18 protein-coding genes are annotated in these 19,024 nt (G+C 71.6%); 10 read left to right on the top strand and 8 right to left on the bottom strand.

Going from position 1 to position 19,024, the window contains the following annotated elements; all coding sequences use genetic code 11:
- The first annotated feature begins 44 nt into the window (after positions 1-44).
- The 8 genes from ACMATS_RS36910 to ACMATS_RS36875 all read left to right on the top strand — a co-directional run bounded on the left by ACMATS_RS36910 (position 45) and on the right by ACMATS_RS36875 (position 8,282).
- A complete protein-coding gene (locus tag ACMATS_RS36910; protein ID WP_414170513.1) occupies positions 45-1,181 on the top strand; it encodes an SDR family oxidoreductase in 1,137 nt (378 codons plus the stop codon).
- Positions 1,178-2,173, top strand: a complete 996-nt coding sequence (locus ACMATS_RS36905; RefSeq protein ID WP_414170512.1) for a nucleoside-diphosphate kinase — start codon at positions 1,178-1,180, stop codon at positions 2,171-2,173. The genes ACMATS_RS36910 and ACMATS_RS36905 overlap by 4 nt, the downstream gene beginning before the upstream one ends.
- A gap of 16 nt (positions 2,174-2,189) precedes the next feature.
- Positions 2,190-3,173: a ScbA/BarX family gamma-butyrolactone biosynthesis protein gene (locus ACMATS_RS36900; RefSeq protein WP_414170511.1), complete on the top strand. Its 984-nt coding sequence runs from the start codon at positions 2,190-2,192 to the stop codon at positions 3,171-3,173.
- Positions 3,170-3,808, top strand: a complete 639-nt coding sequence (locus ACMATS_RS36895) for a nitroreductase family protein (protein WP_414170510.1) — start codon at positions 3,170-3,172, stop codon at positions 3,806-3,808. Before ACMATS_RS36900 ends, ACMATS_RS36895 begins: the two co-directional genes overlap by 4 nt.
- A complete protein-coding gene (locus ACMATS_RS36890) occupies positions 3,805-4,713 on the top strand; it encodes a UbiA family prenyltransferase (RefSeq protein WP_391153641.1) in 909 nt (302 codons plus the stop codon). The genes ACMATS_RS36895 and ACMATS_RS36890 overlap by 4 nt, the downstream gene beginning before the upstream one ends.
- Positions 4,707-6,020 carry an amidohydrolase family protein gene (locus tag ACMATS_RS36885; protein WP_414170509.1) on the top strand — a complete coding sequence of 438 codons (1,314 nt, stop codon included), beginning with the start codon at positions 4,707-4,709 and terminating at the stop codon, positions 6,018-6,020. The genes ACMATS_RS36890 and ACMATS_RS36885 overlap by 7 nt, the downstream gene beginning before the upstream one ends.
- A complete protein-coding gene (locus tag ACMATS_RS36880; RefSeq protein WP_414170508.1) occupies positions 6,017-6,880 on the top strand; it encodes an SAM-dependent methyltransferase in 864 nt (287 codons plus the stop codon). The genes ACMATS_RS36885 and ACMATS_RS36880 overlap by 4 nt, the downstream gene beginning before the upstream one ends.
- 265 nt (positions 6,881-7,145) lie before the next feature.
- Positions 7,146-8,282, top strand: coding sequence for an ABC transporter substrate-binding protein (locus ACMATS_RS36875; protein WP_414170507.1), 1,137 nt, complete (start codon positions 7,146-7,148; stop codon positions 8,280-8,282).
- A 9-nt stretch (positions 8,283-8,291) separates the two neighbouring features.
- On the opposite strand, the gene ACMATS_RS36870 is transcribed toward ACMATS_RS36875, so the two are convergent.
- Positions 8,292-9,088, bottom strand: a protein-coding gene (locus tag ACMATS_RS36870) for an IS5 family transposase (protein WP_414170861.1) whose coding sequence is annotated in 2 segments (ribosomal slippage) — positions 8,292-8,746 and positions 8,746-9,088 — 798 coding nt in all. Because the reading frame shifts where the segments join, the coding sequence is not laid out codon by codon here.
- 355 nt (positions 9,089-9,443) lie between these two features.
- Between ACMATS_RS36870 and ACMATS_RS36865 the strand changes: the two genes are divergently transcribed.
- Positions 9,444-10,508 (top strand): VOC family protein, encoded by a 1,065-nt coding sequence (locus ACMATS_RS36865; protein ID WP_414170506.1) that lies wholly within the window; start codon positions 9,444-9,446, stop codon positions 10,506-10,508.
- Between the two features lie 58 nt (positions 10,509-10,566).
- On the top strand, positions 10,567-11,358 hold the full coding sequence (locus ACMATS_RS36860; RefSeq protein ID WP_414170505.1) for an SDR family oxidoreductase: 792 nt from the start codon (positions 10,567-10,569) through the stop codon (positions 11,356-11,358).
- A gap of 87 nt (positions 11,359-11,445) precedes the next feature.
- Here the strand turns inward: ACMATS_RS36860 and mdlC are convergent, their stop codons facing one another.
- Genes mdlC through ACMATS_RS36825 form a run of 7 tightly spaced genes read right to left on the bottom strand, consistent with a single transcriptional unit; the run spans position 11,446 to position 18,878 of the window.
- Positions 11,446-13,029, bottom strand: coding sequence for a benzoylformate decarboxylase (mdlC, locus tag ACMATS_RS36855; RefSeq protein WP_414170504.1), 1,584 nt, complete (start codon positions 13,027-13,029; stop codon positions 11,446-11,448).
- Entirely contained in the window at positions 13,026-15,410 is a 2,385-nt protein-coding gene (locus ACMATS_RS36850; RefSeq protein WP_414170502.1) for a xanthine dehydrogenase family protein molybdopterin-binding subunit, read from the bottom strand. Before ACMATS_RS36850 ends, mdlC begins: the two co-directional genes overlap by 4 nt.
- Positions 15,407-15,868: a (2Fe-2S)-binding protein gene (locus ACMATS_RS36845; RefSeq protein WP_390779387.1), complete on the bottom strand. Its 462-nt coding sequence runs from the start codon at positions 15,866-15,868 to the stop codon at positions 15,407-15,409. Before ACMATS_RS36845 ends, ACMATS_RS36850 begins: the two co-directional genes overlap by 4 nt.
- The gene (locus tag ACMATS_RS36840; RefSeq protein ID WP_414170501.1) at positions 15,865-16,725 is read right to left on the bottom strand and encodes an FAD binding domain-containing protein; all 861 of its coding nucleotides are present in this window, start codon (positions 16,723-16,725) and stop codon (positions 15,865-15,867) included. The genes ACMATS_RS36845 and ACMATS_RS36840 overlap by 4 nt, the downstream gene beginning before the upstream one ends.
- On the bottom strand, positions 16,722-16,976 hold the full coding sequence (locus ACMATS_RS36835; protein ID WP_390779389.1) for a hypothetical protein: 255 nt from the start codon (positions 16,974-16,976) through the stop codon (positions 16,722-16,724). The genes ACMATS_RS36840 and ACMATS_RS36835 overlap by 4 nt, the downstream gene beginning before the upstream one ends.
- The gene (locus tag ACMATS_RS36830) at positions 16,951-17,538 is read right to left on the bottom strand and encodes an aromatic-ring-hydroxylating dioxygenase subunit beta (protein WP_391153625.1); all 588 of its coding nucleotides are present in this window, start codon (positions 17,536-17,538) and stop codon (positions 16,951-16,953) included. The genes ACMATS_RS36835 and ACMATS_RS36830 overlap by 26 nt, the downstream gene beginning before the upstream one ends.
- A complete protein-coding gene (locus ACMATS_RS36825) occupies positions 17,535-18,878 on the bottom strand; it encodes an aromatic ring-hydroxylating oxygenase subunit alpha (protein WP_390779391.1) in 1,344 nt (447 codons plus the stop codon). Before ACMATS_RS36825 ends, ACMATS_RS36830 begins: the two co-directional genes overlap by 4 nt.
- Between the last annotated feature and the right edge of the window lie 146 nt (positions 18,879-19,024).

The raw sequence follows: 19,024 nt of genomic DNA, 5'->3' as shown, positions 1-19,024 counted from the left end.
GCACTCGGCACGGAGCCCGCGGTACAGCGGCAGGAGGCGGCCCGATGACACAACGACTGAAGGTTCTGGTGACCGGCGCGTCCGGGCTCGTCGGCTCGGAGGTCACCGCGCGGCTGGCGGCGGCGGGCCACGAGGTGACCGCCATGGTCCACCGCGCCCGGGAGCTGGTCCGCAACGACGGCACTCCCCTGGACCTCACCGGTGTCACCTGCCTGCCCGGCGATGTGACCCGTCCCCGGTTCGGTCTGTCCGAGGACGCGTACCGGGCGCTGGCCGGCAGCGGGCTCGACCGGATCGTGCACTGCGCCGCGATCACCGACTTCGGCCGCCCCGAGGAGGACTACCAGTCGGTCAACGTCGACGGCACCGCGCACACCGTCGAGCTGGCCCGCGACAGCGGCGCCGGTCTCGTCCACGTGGGCACCGCCTATGTATGCGGTGAGCGCGACGGAGTGATCCGCGAGCCGGAGCTGGACCAGGGCCAGCGGCTCGCCAACGCCTACGAGGCCAGCAAGCTGCGGGCCGAGACGCTGGTGCACAAGGCACAGGCCGACGGGATGCGCGCCGCGGTGGTGCGCCCCAGCATCGTCGTCGGCGACGAGCACACCGGCGTCGTGCGCGACTACAAGAACATCTACGTCATCCTCAAACTGACCACCGAGGGCAAGTCCCGTTCCCTCCCCGGCCTGTACGAGGCACGTCTGGACCTGGTGCCGGTCGACTACGTGGCGGATGTCATCACCCGCGTCACCGAGCGGTTCGACGAGGCGGAGGGCCGCACCTTCCACGCGGTGGGCGCGCCGCTGACCCTGCGGGACTTCTCGGACGTGATGGCCGAGTACCCCTCGTTCCACGTGCCGAGGTTCGTCCCCCCGACGAGCTTCGACGCCGAGCGGCTGCCCACCCGGGAACGCCGCTACTACGGACGGATCGTCACGCTCTACGAGAGCTACTTCCGGCGCCGGATGACGTTCGACGACTCCCACACCGCGGCGCTGGGCATCCGCAGCGCGCCGCAGAACGGGCCGGAGTTCCTGCGCAAGCTGATAGACCACTGTCTGCACTCCGGCTATCTGGGCGCACTGCCCGCCGCCGTCACCAAAACGCCGGCCGCGACGAACACCGCGGAAGCGGACGCCACCGGCCCGGCCGCGAACGGCACGGACGGAGGCGGCCGATGATCCCCGGCACCACGGACCCGCTCCCCTTCGGCGACCGCGTCTCCCCGGCCCTGAGCTGCGATCCGCGCAAGCTCGCCCTGTTCGCGGCGGACACCTACTTCCTGGAGAGCCTCGAACAGCTCGGCACTCTCACCGCCGACGCGGACGGCTTCCTGCACCGGCACGCCGCGCTGCTGCTCAAGCCGGACGCGGTGGTCAGCCGCCAGATACCGACGACGGTCGAATGGCTGGACCGGGCCGGTTTCCGGATCGTGGCAGCGGAGCGCACCCGGCTCACCCGGACGACCGTGCGGTCGCTGTGGTACTACCAGTGGAATCTGGCGACCCCGCAACGGCGCCGTCTCGCCGACATGTTCATGGACTCCTGCGACTCGGTGGTGCTCGTCATCCGCCCGGTGGCGGAGGAGCCCGGCGCCGCGCCCGCCTCGGTCGTGATGACCGAGCGCAAGGGCCCGACCGACCCCCTGGCCCGGGTCCCCGGCCAGCTGCGGTACGAGATCGGGCGCTACAGCTATCTGCTCAATCTCGTGCACACCCCCGATGAACCCGCGGACGTGGCACGGGAGTTGGGAATCCACTTCGACACCGCCACCCGCGAGCGCGTCTACCGCAGCGCGCTGGCGGGCGAGGACCGGTCGGGGCGGGCCCTCGACATCGCCGAGCAGCTGCACGCGGAGGTGCCGCGGCAGGACCTCACCTTCGAGCCGGCCGCCGAGCGGCTCAAGCGGGCCGTGGCACAGGCGGAGGAGTCGCCGCTGCCCGACGCGGTCCGCGAGGAACTGCGCACGGCCCGGCTCAACGCCGAGTCCCCCGAGGGATACCGGCTGCTGCTGGAGGCCGCCTGGCGGGCCGGGCTCCCGCTCGACACCTGGGACGTGGTGGTCGTCGGCACCCACGTCCTGCCGATGAAGCGCAAGGGGCTGGCCCCCGTGCTCGACGGGGTCGGAGTGCACGACTGGCAGCTCCACATGGCGCAGCTCGCCGCCACATGACACGGAGAGGAGAAGCATGGACACAGTGGAATTCAGCCGGACGGTCCCCCGGGAGCTCGTCCATCGGCTGAGCATCACGGAAGTGCTGGTCACCGGCGTACTCGCCCGGGACGAGGACACCCTCGACGTGGGGGTCCAGGTGCCCCGCTCCCACGCCTTCTACCGGGACACCGCGGGGTGCAGCCACCTGTACGACCCGATGGTGCTGGTGGAGGCGGCCCGGCAGACGCTCATCATGCTGGGGCACGAGCTGTTCGACATGCCGTTCGGCACCAAGTTCATCCTGCGCGAGATCGCCCTGCACGAGACGGACCCGGCCGCGCTCGCGGTGAGCGTCGTGCCCACCGAAGTGGTGCTGCGCTGCCACATCCTGCGCCGCTTCCGCGACCAGGACGGTGTGCGCGGCGCCCGGCTGCGCTACAGCGCGATGATCGGCGACCATGTCGCGGCGACGCTGGAGTGCAGCATGTCGTGGGTGCCGCCGGAGAACTGGCAGGAGATGCGCGAGAAGGGGCGGGTGGGACTGGGGCTGTCACCGCACCTGGCGATCGAGGCCCCCGAGCCGCTGCCGCGGATCCACAAGGGCCTGGTCGACCGCCGGGACGACTCGAACGTGGTCCTCTCCTCCTTACAGGTGCCGCCCGCCTCCGCCGGGACGGGCACCGCCCGCCTCGTCGTCGACACCCGCCACCCCGTGCTGTTCGACCACTACGTCGACCACGTCCCGGGGATGCTGACCCTGGAGGCGTTCCGGCAGCTGAGCATCGCCACCGCCGTCGCCACCGGCGCACTGCCCTCGGAAGCGGCCCTGCTCACCGGGATCAGCGCCCGCTTCACCGCCATCGGCGAACTGGACCTGCCGGTCACCTGCGAGAGCATGCTGGCCCAGAGCGACGGGACGAGCGCCCTCCTGCAGTGCGCGCTGCGACAGGAGGACCGCACCGTCGCCACCGGTCACGTGCGCCTGACCAGGTCCGGCACAGAGGCCGGGGCGCGATGAGCGCCGGCCCCGCCGCCCTCGACGTCGACGGACTGCTGACCCGCACTCCCACGGTGCGCCGCAGACTCGATCTGACCAGGCCGGTCCCCCGGCCGCTGCTCACCGAGTGCCTTCGGATCGCCCTGCACGCGCCCAACGGAGCAAACCGGCAGAACTGGCGGTTTCTGATCATCGACGATCCACGGACGAAGGCGGGAATCGCGCGGCACTACAAGGCCACCTCGGACGCCTACCTCGCCGCCACACCCCCGGGGGCGATGAGCGAGCGGGCCGTGGCCGGAGTGCGCTACCTGGCCGACCACCTGCACCGGGTGCCGGCGCTCGTACTGGCCGCGGTCCACGGGCGGCTGCCCCACGACGCGCCGCTCGCCCAGCAGTCCGGCTTCTTCGGGTCCGTCTATCCGGCGCTGTGGAGCTTCATGCTCGCTGCCCGCAGCCGCGGCCTGGGCAGCGCGCTGACCACGGTGCACCTCGCCCGCGAACGCGAGGTGGCGGAGCTGGTCGGCATCCCGGCCGACGAGGTGACCCAGATCGCCCTGCTCGCCGTCGGACACATCACAGGCGGACCGGACTTCCGCCCCACCCCGCGCCGGCCGCTCGACGAGGTCCTGTCCTGGAACAGGTGGCAGCATTGACCAGCACTTCCCTCGCCCGGCAAACACCGGCACGGCTGGGCCACTTCGTCCTGCGGATGTTCCGCCCGCAGATCTACGTCACCTACGGCGTGCTGTGGACCGTGACCCTGGAGGCCGCCTCCAGGGTGATCTCGCAGTCCGCGGCGCCGTGGACGCCCTCGTGGCCGACCGCAGCCCGCGCGGCGAGCGTGGTGCTGGCGCTGCTGTTCGCCCGCATGGTCGATGAGCAGAAGGACCTGGACTACGACCGGCGGCACAACCCGGACCGGCCACTGGTCACGGGCGCCATCACGGTCACGGAGCTGCGCGGCGCCATGGCGCTGATCGCCGCCCTCACCGTCGCGCTCAACCTCCTGGTCTCGGCACTGTCCGTACTGCTCATCCTCCTGGCCCTGGGATACACACTGCTCCTGGCCGCACTGGAACGCCGTTTTCCGCGCCTGGGCGAGAGCCTGGTGGTCAGCCTCCTCGTCAGCTATCCGGTGCAACTGCTGCTGTCGGTCTACCTCTACTTCTCGCTCGTGACCAACGGCGAGACCGGCGCCGACGCCCGGGCCGTGCCGCTGCTGGCGATGTTCGCCTGCGCCTTCCTCCAGTTCGAGTTCGCGCGCAAGACCGAGTGGCGCCAGGATCCCCAAGCACGCCTGTACTCGGAGGTGTTCGGCCCGCGCGGCAGCGCAGCCATCAGCCTCGTGCTCGCCGCGGCCGCCGTGGCGCTGGCCCCGGCCCTGCTGGGCCGGGCCGGGCTGCCCCCGGTGGCCGCCCTCGTCTTCCCCGCGCTCGGCGCCTGGCGCTTCCTGCTGCACAAGCGCCCGTCGGGGCTGATGCTCCCGGGGATGGGCTTTGTGCTCTTCTTCAACCTGCTGTGTTTCTACGGGTCCACAGCCTTCGTGAGCGGATGGTGAGACAGTTGCAGCCGGTGATCATCGACCGGGTACAGATCTTCGACGGCAAGTCGATCGCGGGCACCGGCTCGGTGGAGTTCGCCGACGGCGTCATCACCCACGTCAGCACGGACACCGCCACCCGCGCCGCCGCGGACCCGTCGGCCCAAGTGATCGATGCAGCGGGCCGCACGCTGCTGCCGGGGCTGATCGACGCGCATACGCACGTGTTCGGCGCCGAGCGCAATCTCGAACTGGCGCTGGCCTTCGGTGTGACGACCGAGCTGGACATGTTCATGGGGCCGCCGGAGGAGACCAGGGCCCTGTGCGAGCTTGCCGGGCGGCGCGACGACCTCGCTGATCTGCGCAGCGCGGGGCTGCTGGCGAGCGCGCCGGACGGGCACCCCGGTGTCACCATGCCGGGGCTGCCGACCGTCGCCGGGCCCGAGGACGCGGACGCCTTCGTGGCCGCGCGGCAGGAGGAGGGCGCGCACTTCATCAAGATCATGGTGGACGACGGGGTGAACCACGGGAGGTCCCTGCCCGCCCTGGATGCAGCAACCGTCACGGCGCTCGCCGACGCCGCCCGCCGCCGGGGCCTGCTCTCCATAGCCCATGTGTCCGCCGTATGGTCCGCCCAACTCGCCCTGGACAGCGGCGTGGACGTCCTCACGCACCTCCCGCTGGAAGCACCGCTGGACGATCACTTCGTCAGCCGAGCAGCACAGCACAAACGCGCCGTCATCCCCACCCTGGCGATGCTGGAGCTGTCCGCGCCCGCCCCCTCCCCCGCGACCGCCCTCGCCCGGTCCCTGGCCGGCGATCCGCGAATCGCCGCGTACCTGCCGGACGATGCCCGCACCGCGATCGCGACGGGCCGCGAGGGCCTGTGCGTGGCACACCCCGCCCCCGCCCACCACTTCCGCCACGCCCTGGCGAGCGTGTCCCGGCTGCACCGGGCAGGCGTCCCGGTGCTGGCGGGAACCGACGCCAACCACCTTCCGGGGCGCGACTGTCCGGTCGTGCACGGCGCCAGTCTGCACGCCGAGCTGGCCCTGCTCGTCGAGGCCGGTCTGACTCCGGCGCAGTCGCTCACCGCGGCGACCTCGGCTCCGGCCGCGTACTTCGGCCTGGACGACCGCGGAGTGATCGCCCCGGGCCGACGCGCGGACCTCGTACTCGTCACGGGCGACCCCCTGACGGACATCACCGCCACACGCTCGATCGAGGCGGTGTGGCGCGGCGGCGTCCCCCTGGACCGCACGGCCACGAGCAATACGAGCCCCACCAACGACAGTTACATGCAAACGAAGCGGAGAACGACATGACCGGCAGACCCGGACTCCTGGCCGGTGTCAGCAGCACCGCACTGGTCGTGGGGATGGCCCGAGCGGCTGAGAGCCGCCGCGCGGACCGGCTGTTCGAGGACCGCCAGGCCGGCCGATTCATCGACGCTGCGGGCCTTGAGCAGCAGGCGGTGTGGAGCCAGGGACAGGGCGAGCAGTTCGCCGCGGCCATGGGCGACTACTTCGCGCTGCGCACCCGGTACTTCGACGACTACTTCGCCCGGGCATACACGGCGGGCTGCCGCCAGGTGGTCGTGCTCGCGGCCGGACTGGACACCCGCGCCTTCCGCCTGGACTGGCCGGACGGCACCCGTCTGTTCGAGCTGGACCAGCCCGATGTACTCGCCTTCAAGGAACACGTCCTGCGGGACGAACCGCCGCGCTGCCGGCGCAAGGTGATCGCCGCGGACCTGCGCGAGGACTGGACCGTCCCGCTGGCCGAGCACGGCTTCCGCCCGGACGAGCCGACGGCCTGGCTCGTCGAAGGGGTGCTGGTGTATCTGACCGAGGACGCCGCTGACAGCCTCCTCGCCCGCGTCACGGCACTGTCGGCACCGGGCAGCCACCTCGCCATGGAGCATGTCACCCGGGCAATGGTCAACTCGGACCAGGCGCGACAGGCGGTGGCGGCCTCCCCCGAAGGCGTCGTGAATCTGCTCTCCACTCTCTGGAAGAACGAGATGACGCGCCCGCCCGGCGACTGGCTCGCCTCCCACGGCTGGACCTCGGCGGACGAACCACTCACCGACCTGGCCCGGCGCCACGCCCGCCCCGTCCCCCCGGCCTTCGACCCGGCCCTGCCCGGCACCGGCCGCGTCAGCCTCCTGTCGGCCGTCCGCTGACCCCAGCCCGGCCCGGTCGGCCCGCGACCGTAACCTGCTCCGCCGGTCGGATGAAGTTGGCTGTGGATGGGCTCGCCGCCGTACCGGTGCCGTCCCTCGTCGGCCACTGGCACGAACCGGTGACGAGTGGTGGGTCTGCCCGGTGGCAGGGGGGAGTGGCCGGCCAGGGTTTCTTGAATATTCAAGAAGACCGCCCTAGGGTGCACCTTGAGGAGATTCTTGAAGTTTCAAGAATCTCTGCTTACCCTCTCGTGAAGGAGTTGTCGTGAAGTCCACCCGGAAGGTCTGGGCCACAGCCGTCGCTCTCGGCGTGCTCGCCGCGAGCGGCGCCACCGTCGCCGCCGCCACCCCCACCGCTCACCGCGCGGCGCAGGGCGCGAACGAGGACGCGCAGCTGCAGAAGCTCTACAAGGACGCCGTGGCCGAGGGCGGCCGCCTGGTCGTCTATGCCGGCGGTGACAAGCCGGGGCAGGCCGACTACCTCAAGAACGCGTTCGTCAAGCAGTTCCCCAAGATGAAGGTCGACACCGTCGTCGACTTCAGCAAGAACCAGGACGCGCGCCTCGACAACCAGATAGCCGAGCACAAGGTCGTCGCGGACGTCGTCCACCTGCAGACCCTCGACGACTTCCCGCGCTGGAAGAAGGAAGGCGCGCTCGAGCAGTACAAGCCGGTCGGCTGGAACAAGGTCTACGACCAGATCAAGGACAAGGACGGCTACTACACCGGCCTGTTCTTCATCGGCTTCGCCAATGTCACCGCCACCACGCTCGGCGACAACGCGCCCGTCGAGGCGAAGGACTTCCTGAAGCCCGAGTACAAGAACAAGCTCGTCTTCACCTACCCCAACGACGACGACGCCGTCCTCTACTACTTCAAGCAGCTCACCGACACGTACGGCTTCGACTACCTGAAGAAGCTCAAGGCCCAGAACCCGAAGTTCGTCCGCGGCACCGCCGATGCCTCCGCCCAGGTCGGCAAGGACGGCTACGTGGCCAACTTCGCCAGCTCCGGCAGCTCCAGTGGTCTGTCGAAGACGAGCATCCCCGAGAAGTCGCCGTGGGTCGCGTGGCCGCAGACCGGCGCCATCCTCAAGGACGCGCCGCACAAGGCCGCGGCCAAGCTCTACATGAGCTGGATCCTGTCGAAGGGGTACCAGGCGACGTCGTACGGCTGGAGCGCCCGTACCGACGTACCGGCCCCGGCCGGCCGCAAGGGCATCTTCGACTATCAGAACATGAACCCGCTCGGCCTCGGCAAGTTCATGAGCGACCGCGCCGCCCTCGACCGCTACAAGGCCCGCATCAGCCTCTACGTCGGCGACGTCAAGGGCACCGACCCGGCCGACCCCGACGGCAGGCTCGGCCTGTACCCCGTCGACCAGAACGGCACGCAAGGCTAAGACGTTGTTTCACTTGGTGAGTCGGCGGTAGCCGATGAGGGCGGCGGCTATGCCGACGAAGGCGAGGAAGTGTTCCGCCTTGCGTTCGTAGCGGCGGCGCAGGTGTCGGCAGCCGGCGAGCCGGGAAACGGTCCGCTCAACCACCCAGCGGTGACGGCCCAGTCGCTTCGACGACTCGACGCCTTTGCGGGCGATGCGATGGGCAATGCCGCGTGACCGCAGCCATCGCCGCAGGTGGTCGTAGTCGTAACCCTTGTCCGCATGGAGCTTGGCCGGTCGTCGCCGACGCGGACCACGTCGTGAGCGGACGGGCGGGATGCCGCGAACGAGCGGTTCGAGGCCCTGACTGCCATGCAGGTTGGCAGCGGAGATGCCGAGCGACAGCGGGAGTCCGTTCCGGTCCGTGATGAGGTGGATCTTCGATCCACTCTTGCCGCGGTCGGTCGGATTCGGTCCGGTCAGAGGCCCCTTTTTGCCGCACGGACGCTGACGGAGTCGATCGCGCACCGGGACCAGTCCAACTCACCACGGGCGCCGAGTTCGTCGAGGACGACCCGGTGGAGCCGGGCCCAGACCCGGTCCCGGCTCCACCGGGCGAAGCGCCGGTAGACCGTCTGCCAGCAGGGGCCGAACACCGGAGGGAGCTGCCGCCAGGTACAGCCCGAGGTGGCCACGAACACGATCGCCGCCAGGACCTCGCGGTCGCCCGCCCGACGCCGGCCCCCACCCTGCGGACGCCTCACCTCAGTCGGAGGCACCACCCGCCGGAACAGAGCCCACAAATCGTCCGGCACCAGCCGCTCCATCAGATCGGTCACGGACCGTCCAACGACCCACCAAAGGAAACGATGTTTTAGGGCAGAGCACCCCCGCGTAGGCGGAACAGACTCGCACAGCCGGTGAAGCTGGGTGGCCGCACGTGGAGCACCCCGCGTGCACGGGAGTGTTGGCCCCTCCAAGTACAACTTCCTCGCTGAGGCCCGTGGTGCGGTGACACAGGCGGGTGTGCTGGATCCAGGTCGAGTCGGCTTTCGCCAACGCCCCGGACGGCGGCGCCCGGGCCGGCGTGACGATCCCGCTCGACACCGGGACCGCCGCCGACGCTTTCGTGCAACGAATCGCCGTCCCGCACCGACTCGTCGGCGGACGCCGGGCATTGGCATGCGCGAGGCGAGCGCACCGTCCGGAAAATTCCAGAACGACCGGCAAGTCTTCGGCGCCGAAAATGGCCGGATGAGGCGGTCCTTTTTTTCGGTGCAACGGTATTCTCGTGCCGAAACCGCCGAAGATCAGACTGGGGGCGAAGCCCTGATGATTACTCATGTCCGGAGTGTGGCGCTCGGCGTGCCGGATATCGGCGCCGCACGGGAATTCTTCGAGAAGCACTGGCAATTGGACCTCGTGGGCACCGACGCGGACCGAGTGTTCCTGGGAGCCGGGTGTCAGGACGACCACGTGTTGCGGTTGCGGGCCACCGCGGAGCCCCGGGTGGATCTGCTGTGCCTGGCCGCGGCCACCGGAGCGGATGTGGACGCGATCGCCGAGCGGGTGGCGGCACACCCGCGCGCGCGTCTCGTCAGCACACCTGCCACCTGCACCGATGCGGGTGGCGGGTACCGGTTCCGGTTTCTCGACTGCGAGGGTCGCACCGTCGAGGTGTCCTCCGGGGTGACGGCACGGGCGTTTCGGCCCGTCGAGCCGGGCGAGAGCAGGCCGACCGGCATCGGTCACGTGGTGCTCAATACGGTGGACCTGCCGGCCACATCGGCGTTTTACCGGTCGATATTCGACCTCGAAGTGAGCGACTGGGTGGAGGACGTCATGGTGTTCCTCCGCACCGGGACGGCCCATCACATGCTCGCGTTCACGCGTGCACCGCACACGTCCCTGAATCACGTCGCATTCGAATTACGGGGGATCGACGAATTCATGCGGGCGACCGGCGCGATGGTGCAGAAGGGGTACGCGCCGCTGTGGGGGCCCGGTCGGCACGGGGTCGGGGCGAACACCTTCACCTATTTCCAGGAACCGACATCGCGGTTCGTCGCCGAATACACCACGGGAATGCTGCGGATCGACCCCGACCACGAGTGGACTCCTCGTGTCTACCCGGCCAACGCGCAGACCAGCGACACCTGGGGGGTGGCGGCGGCACGCGACGAGGCGGTGTCGGCGACTCTGCGGGGCTTCCCCGACACGGGTCTGTGGCAGCCACCGCCGGCATGACCGGGAAGGCGGGAAGAGGAGCCGGCCGGTGGGGCAACGAGTGGAGGGAGACGGCAGGATGACGGCAGGCGGTGGGCAGCGGGCGGAACGGGAACCGGTGGCCGTGGTGACGGGCGGTGCCTCCGGGATAGGCCGCGCCGTCGTGGCGGATCTGGCGGCGCACGGTTACCGGGTGGCGGTGCTCGACCGCGACGTTCCCGGGCACGGCGACGGAGACCGCGAGGACGCCGGCCGGGTGCGGTGGGTGGCCGGCGACGTACGCGACCCCGATGCGCACGACCGGGTGGTGGACATCGCCCTGTCCCTCTTCGGCGGGCTGGACCTTTTCGTCGGCAACGCCGGGGTCCACGACGGCGGGATCGGGGTGCGCGACCTCGCCGGCGCCGAGCTGGCCGAGGTCGCCCGACATGTCCTCGACGTGGATGTCGTGGGCTACCTGCTCGGGGCGCGGGCCGCCGCCGGGGCACTCGCCGACAGCAGGGGGTCGATGGTCTTCACCCTGTCCGACGCGTCCTACCTCGTGCGCGGCAACGGCGCCGGCATCGCGTACGCCGCCGCCAAACACGCCGCGTTGGGGGTAGTGCGCCACCTGGCTGCGGACCTCGCCCCGTCGGTCCGGGTCAACGCCGTGGCTCCGGGCGGGGTCGTGACCGGGCTGCGCACCGTGGACGGTCACCGCGTTTTCGCCGGCGCCGAGGAGGTCACGGCGACCGTGCGGGGGTTCAACCCCCTGGGTGTGGTGCTGCAGGCCGAGCAGGTCGCCCCGCTCTACCGGTTCCTGGCGTCCTCTCTGGCGGAGGGCATGACCGGTGAGGTGCTGCGGCCCGACGGCGGTCTGGCCGTGCGGTGAGTGCTGCGCAGACGATCCGGTGCGGTCGTCCGCGGGTGCTCGGTGATGGGTCGCACCGGACTTCGTCAAGCCCGCTGAGGGCACAGCTCATCCCTCCACGACCACCTCGAGCACGTATGGGCATGCGGCCGTGAGCGCGGTGCGCACCGCGGGTGCGAGGGCGGCGGGGTCGTCGACCCGGCTGCTCTCGCATCCTTGGGCGGCGGCGAGCGCGGCGAAGTCCAGCCCGTCGAGCGCCGTGCCCACCGGCTTCGGCATGCCGAAGCGCTCGGCGAAGCCTTCCACCGTGGCATAGCGGCGGTTGTTCACCACGATGACGGTGAGCGGCAGGTGCAACTGGGCAGCCGTCCACAGTGCTTGGACGGCGTACATGGCGGATCCGTCGCCCACCACGGCGACCACGCGCGCGCCCGGCCTGCCCAGCGCGATGCCGACCGCCGCGGGAAGTCCGTGTCCCAGCGCGCCGCTGGCGGTGGTGTAGAAGGTCTCGGGCCCCAGGTTGGGCAGGTGCTCGCACATCACCGGCCGGGTTCCGGGGGCCTCTTCCACCAGGACGCACCCTGCGGGGCGTTCCTCGGCGAGGGTGTGCACCAGGTGTGCCTGGGTGATCCCGCTCGTGGAGAGTGTGGGCGGCAGGGCACGGGGGCGGGCGGGCGGCGGGGTACGCGGGATCCTGGGCGGATGGGTGCTCAGCATGCGCAGCGCCGACGCCAGGCCGGTGATGACGGCGGTTCCTACCGGGCACCAGGACGCCTGTTCGGGGTCGTCGGTGAGCAGGTAGAGGTCGGTTCCGGGTGGCAGGTGGGGGCCGGTGCCCGGGACGTGGTAGGTGAACGCCGGCGCGCCCACCGACAGCACCAGGTCGTTGCCCGTCAGCGCGCGGACGATGTCCTGCCGTACCGGCGGCAGGAAGCCGGCGAACAGCGGGTGGAGTTCGGGGAAGGCGCAGCGGTGCGACAGCGGCTCCGCCCACACCGGCGCGTTGTGCGCCTCGGCCAGCGCCACCAGTTCGGGCACGGCTCCCTCGCGGTCGACCCCGGAGCCCGCGATCAGTACGGGCGACTGTGCGCGGGCCAGCGCCTGGCCGGCGAGGGCGAGCAGGGCGGGGTCCGGGGCCACGGTGGTACTCGCCCGCCGGAGCGCGACGGGTTCGGCGCGGCGGTCCCAGTCGTCGCTCGGGACGGACACGAACACGGGCCCGGCGGGCGGGGCGGTCGCGAGGTGCCGGGCGCGGGCGATGGCCGCCGGCACGTCCTCGGCGCGGGCGGGCTCGCGGCTGAGTTTGACGTAGGGGCGGGGCAACGTGGTCGCGTCCTCCGACAGCAAGTACGGGTGGCCCTCCATCAGTGAGCGCGCCTGCTGGCCGGCGACGACGACCAGGGGCGTCCGGTTGCGGCGTGCGGTGAACAGCGCGCCCATCGCGTGCCCTACTCCGGCCGCCGAGTGCAGGTTGACCAGCACGGGGCGGTGGGTGGCCTGCGCGTAGCCGTCGGCCATCCCCACGACCACCGATTCCTGCAGTCCCAGCACGTAGCGGAAGTCGTCGGGGAAGTCGCGCAGCATGGGCAGTTCCAGCGATCCGGGGTTGCCGAAGACCGTGGTCATGCGCTCTGCACGGAGCAGGCCGAACACCGCCTCGCGCACCGTTGTCGCCTGGTTCGGCCGGGTCATCGGATACCGCCTTCCGCCGTGATGCCCGCTGCCCGCAGGGCCGCACGCACGCGCGGCGGGGTGAGCGGGAGCGAGGTGAGGGTGTGTGCGATCTCGGGAACCGCGGCGGCGAGCGCGCACGCGACCGCCGCGGGCGGCAAGATGGTGCCGCCCTCGCCGAGTCCTTTGAAGCCGCCGGGAATTGCGGTGCTGGGGGTGCAGGTGTGCTCGACGACGAGGTCCTGCGGGACGTCCTGGGCCGCGGGGATGGTGTATTCGCGGAACGAGCGGGTGACGGGGGTGCCCTCGGCGTCGACCCTGGCCTCCTCGGTGAGTGCCTGTCCCAGTCCCTGGGTGATGCCGCCGACGATCTGTCCGTGCGCGATCAAGGGGTTGACCAGCACACCGCTGTCGTGCACGGCCCAGTAGCCGGTCACGGTGACCCGGCCGGTCCCGAGGTCGACCGCGACTTCCGCGGCATGTGCGCCGTGGGCGAAGGTGAGTTGCGGTGGGTCGAAGTCCACCGATTCTTCCAGACGGACCGGGTCGGTTCGCTGTCGGCGTCCCCATCCCCGGTAGCCGCGGTGGGCGACCTCGCGCCAGGGGATCCGCGCGCCGTCGGCACCGTGGAAGGCCGCGTCCGGGGACGAGGGGTCCGCGGTGGCGTCGATCTGCCGGGTCACCCGCCCGGGGTCGGTGTCCAGGAAGGTGGCGGCGAGCGTTGTCATCCGGTCGGCGAGCCGCCGGGCGGCGATGACCAGCGCGCCGCCCGCGAGGGTCAGCGCCCGGCTGGCCTGGGCGGACAGGTCGGAGTGCGGGGCGGTGTCGGTGTCCCCGAGTTCGACCCGCACCCAGTCCAGGGGCACGCCCAGTCCTTCTGCCGCGATCTGCGCCAGGCTGGTCTCGATGCCCTGGCCGACCGCGATCACCCCGGAGTAGACGGTGACGGTGCCGTCGTGGTTGATCCGCAGCCGTACTCCCTCCCAGCCGCTCCACTCGATCCCGAATGCCTCCAGCAGGGCCGAGGGCGCAAACGCGCTGATCTCGACCGCGGACACGACGGCGGTTCCCCTGCGCACCCACGGCGGGTTCGGGGGGAGCGGGCGGTCGGCCAGGGCGGCGGCCCGGTGCAGTGCGGCGCCGTAGTCGCCGCTGTCGTAGGTGAGTCCTGTGTGCGTGGTGTGCGGGAGCTCGTCCGGGCGGATCAGGTTGCGCGACCGCAACTCCACGGGGGGCATACCGAGTTCGCGGGCGGCCTCGTCGATGAGCCGTTCTCGGATGAACGCCGCTTCCTGCATGCCGTATCCGCGGTAGGCGCCGGTGGGCACGCGGGTCGTGTACACCCCGGTGACGGTGGCCGCGGCGGCGCCCACGCGGTAGGGGCCCTGGAGGGTCAGGGCGGTCACCTGGTGCGGCCCGCTGCCCGCCTGGGTCGCGTAGGCGCCCAGGTCGGCGACGATGTGCGCGTCGAAGGCGAGGAAGCGGCCCTCGGCACCGACGGCGAGGCGGGCGGTGGTCCGCTGGCCCCGGCCCTGGTAGGCGCCGGTGAAGTTCTCAGCGCGGGACTCCACCCAGCGCACCGCGGCGCCCAGGGCGACCGCGGCGGCGCACACCATCGCCTCGTCCGGGTAGAGCAGGACCTTGCTCCCGAACGAACCGCCCACGTCGGGCGCGATGACGCGCACCCTGTCCGCGCGCAGTCCCAGCACGGCGCACAGGTCCTGTCGCATCGCGTGCGGGGACTGGCTGCCGGCGCGCACGGTCAGCAGGGCGGTGCCTGGGTCGTACTCGGCCAGCACGCCCCGCGGTTCCAGGGGGGCGTGGTTGACCCGCGGCAGGGTGAACTCGCGTTCCACGACCAGCGCCGCCCGGGAGAAGGCCGAGGCGATGTCCTGCTCGGGGGAGCCGAAGCGGATGCGGCCGGCCGCGTTGTCCGTGGTGCCCGGCACGACGGGCGGGGCGCCCTCGGCCAGCGCGTCGGCGAGCGTGGGGACCGGGGGCAGGGGGTCGAGGTCGAGGCGCACCGCCTCGGCCAGGTCCTCGGCCGCGGTGGGCGAGTCCGCCACGACGATGCCCAGTGGCTGCCCGGCGTAGCGAGCGGTGCGGGCGGCGAGGGGGATGCTGTCCTCCGGCTGGCCGGGCAGCCGCCAGACCGTGGGGATCGGCGCGGTGCGCTCGGCGAGTTCGTCGGGGCCCAGCACCAGCGCGCAGCGCGGGTCGTTCCTGGCGGCGGTGGTGTCGAAGCCGACGACTGCGGCGTGCGCGAGCGGGCTGCGTACGAGGGCCGCGTGCAGCACTCCCTCCGCGCGCAGGTCGGCGAGGAAGCGGCCGTGTCCGCGCACCAGCCGGTCGTGGTGGCGGGGTGGAACGGGCTTGCCGATGTGGCGGTTCTCCCCGGTCACCGGTCGGCTCCGAGGCCGCCGGCGGTCTTGCGCACCGCGGCGCGCATGCCGTCGTAGCCGGTGCATCGGCACAAGTGCCCGGCCAGCACGTCCGCTTCGCCGCCGTGGTCTACGGCGTGGGCCATCCGTACCAGCAGGCCGGGAGTACAGAATCCGCACTGCAGTCCGTGCTCCTCGACGAGGGCGCGTTGCACCCGCGTCAGGTCGCCGTGGCCCGCGATGCCCTCGACCGTGGTGACCTCCCGGCCGTCGGCCTGCGCCGCGAGCACGAGGCAGGAGCAGACCGGTTCACCGTCGAGCAGCACCACGCAGGCGCCGCAGTCGCCGGTGCCGCAGCCGACGTGTGTGCCGGTCAACCGCAGTGCGGTGCGCAGGTGTTCGGCCAGCGTGGTGTGGCAGGCGACGTCCTCGGTGCGCGCGGTCCCGTTGACCTGAATCTTGATCGTCCGGACGTTCATCGCCCCTCCTCGTCGGCTCGCGCCGCCAGGGCCCGCGTGAGCAGCACGCCGGCCACCTCGGCGCGGTATTCCTGGTCCTCGGGTCCGCGGCCCCCGGTCGTCTCCGCGATGACCGCGGCGATCAGGCCCGGGTGCGGTCCGGTGACGGCTCGGCCCACCAGTGCGGCTTCGACGCCGGGCAGACGGAGCGGGAGGGGACCGCACCCGGATGCCACGACGCGTGCGGCCCGGACGAGGCCGTCGCCGACCCGGAGTCCCAGGCATACTCCGGCAACGGGATAGCCGGTGCTGCCGCGCGTGCACAACTCGGTGAAGGTCCAGGCGAGTTCACCGGTGCGGGGGAAGACGACCTCGGTCACCACCTCGTCCGGTGCGCGGACGGTGGTCCCCGCGCCGGTGGCGAACCGGGCCGCGGGGACCGACCGCACACCGCGCGCCGAGCGCAGTACGACGTCCGCGCCGAGGGCGACTGCGACCGTGGGCATTTCGGCGGCCGGAGCCGCGTGACACAGCGAACCGCCCAGCGTGGAGCGCACGCGGATGTGCGGGTGGGCGACGCAGGCGGCGGCGGAGGCCAGTACGGGCAGGGCGGCGGCCAGTGCTCTGTGCCGCTCCACCTCGCGCAGTCTGGTCATCGCACCGATCCTGACCCGGTCGGGACCGATGTCGATTCCGGTGAGGCCGGCCACCGCGTTGAGGTCCACGACCGCATCCGGGCGTATCCGGCGGTGCGTCAGCAGCGGGACCAGACTCTGCCCGCCCGCCAGCGGTGTCACCGTCCGCCCGGGGGCGTCCAGCGCACGCAGGACGCCGTCGAGGGTCGTGGGCGCGGTGTAGTCGAAGGCGACAGCTGTCACGCGGGCGCGCCCTCCTGCACGGCGGCACGCACCAGGGCGGTGGCCGCCCGGGGGGTCAGGGCGCACAGCGCGTCCAGGACCGTGGCGTCGAGCAGCGCGCTGTGCCCCGTGCGCTCGGACACCAGCAGCAGCCGTCGGCCGTTGCCGGTGGGGTGCAGCAGGACGGCGACCGACGCCGACTCGCACGAGACCCTGCACAGCAGGACGTCCTCCCGGTACCCGGCTTCAGAAGATGACGGAGAGCTGTTCATGGGTGGCGACCTCCACGTCGAGCAGGACACGCCTGCGCAGCAGCAGCCAGCGCCCGTGGCGCCGGCGGAGCAGGTCCTGGCGCGCGGCGCTGACGAGCACGGTGTGCTCGACCCCGCGGTTGCCGGTGACCAGCACGTTGGCGTCGGCGCGCACCACGTCGGCGGCGGGCGCGTCGAACACCCGCACCGCGCCGAGGAAGTGCCGCGTCGTGGTGGCGGGACGGTCCGACCAGGCCTGGAGCAGTCCGGCACGGCCCAGCTTCAGCTCGAGGACCCGCTTGGTGGCTTCGAACAGCACGGCGGACCGGCTGTGCCGGGGCAGCGCGGGGTCCTCCCGCAGCAACGGCACCGGGATCTCGTAGCGGAAGGCGGGGTCGAGCATGTCCAGCCACAGCTGGTGCTCGCCCTCGTCCAGCGCGGCACCCTCCTCCGTGAGTACGGCGGCGATCTCCGGGTCGAGAGCCGGGAGCCGCGCGCCGCGGTCGGGAAAAGGGCCGTCGGCCAGGTCTTCCGGGCGGTCGGCGGTCCGCGCCGCGGGGCGCGGATCCGGGAAGGCGGTCACAGTTCACCCACCAGCTCGGCCCAACGCCGGTAGAAGGCACGCTGGTTGTGCTCGCTGAGGGTGGCGGCCTCGGCCTGCGCGGGGCCAGGGAAGTCCCGTGCCGGGGTCCCGCGGCCGGTGCCGAGCGTCAGGTCCACGGCCCCTCCACGTCCCGGTGCCGAGCGGGCCAGAGCGGCATCGATCCGGGCGAAGTTCTCGAAGTCGTCCATCTCGAAGAGGATTCCTCCCGCCGACTGGGTCCGGGCCTGGAAGCGGTAGGAGCGGCGGCGCCACTCCCGGTCCATCGCGGTGGGTACGAGCGTCCAGTACAGGCACTCGGTCTCGCGGGCGCTGACCGGCACGTGGGTGCGCACCACCAGGTAGCGGGTCAGTGGGTCGGTGTCCTCGCCCACCGCACGGTCGTGCGCGACGCTGAGGAACACGGTGTTGGGGAACACCACGCCGTGCGCGACCTCGCAGTGCGAGGTGAACCGCACCTGTTCCGGGGTCTGTGCCGAGGCCAGTTCGGCCCACCGCTCGGGCGGGTAGCCGGGGAACTGCGGGGCAGTGAGATCCCGCTCCTCGAGGGAGGATCCGCTCTCCACGACGTAGCCCGCGCGGAGGCTGTGCCCGTCCGGGGTGGCGATGTTGACCGCGACGAGGTCGGTGCCCGCGCGCCCCCGGGTGCCGTTGGCCAGGGTGTCTCCGTAGATCCCCTGATCGAGCGCGATCTGGTGGGTAGTGCGCATGTGGTACCCGTCGCCCGCGAAGTTGTCCGTGGGGATCTTCCAGTTCCCCTTGGCCCGTACCCGCTGCGGCGGTCCGCAGACCTCCCACTGCCCTCCTCCGCAGTCGAGGAGGGCGTCGAGGTACCAGGCGATCCCGCCGAGGTAGTCCTCCAGTTCTGGAGCCTGCGTGTCCCAGGTGGCGAAGAGGAATCCCCGCCGGCACACCACGCGCGCGGTGGGCAGGTCGTGCCCGCTGCGGTCGAAGTCCGGCGGGTAGGCCGACCGGAGCGCGGGCACTCCGACCAGCCGGCCGTCGTTGGCGAAGGTCCACCCGTGGTAACTGCACCGCAGGTGCGCGGCGTTGCCCAGGCTCGCGCTGCACAAGCGGGTGCCCCGGTGGGTGCACGAATTGTGCAGCGCGTGCACCTCGCCGTCCTCTGCGCGGACGACGACGACCTCGTCCCGGCCGAGTGTGCGCACGACGTAATCGCCCGGCTCGCGCACCTCGTCGGCGAAACCGAGAAGTTGCCAGGAAGGGCGGAAGACCCGATCGAGCTCGATATCGAGAACGCCGCTGTCAATAAATGCACGACGGTCGACCGCGCGCACCGAATCGTCGAATTCGAACGACACAGACCCCCTCCTCGAGGGAAAATCCACGACAGGGAAAAGGCACCGTGCACAACGGGTCCGTCATCACCCGGAAATCGTGGAGTACGAGCGCACCACAACGACGGAACAGAGGCCGTGGAGGACAAGGCGTACGCGCGGACCTCACC

The sequence above is a fragment of the Streptoverticillium reticulum genome (assembly GCF_047456005.1).
Lineage (GTDB): Bacteria > Actinomycetota > Actinomycetes > Streptomycetales > Streptomycetaceae > Streptomyces > Streptomyces reticulum.
The sequence above is the reverse complement of the archived record's forward strand: the minus strand, read 5'-3'. Positions and strand labels throughout refer to the sequence as shown.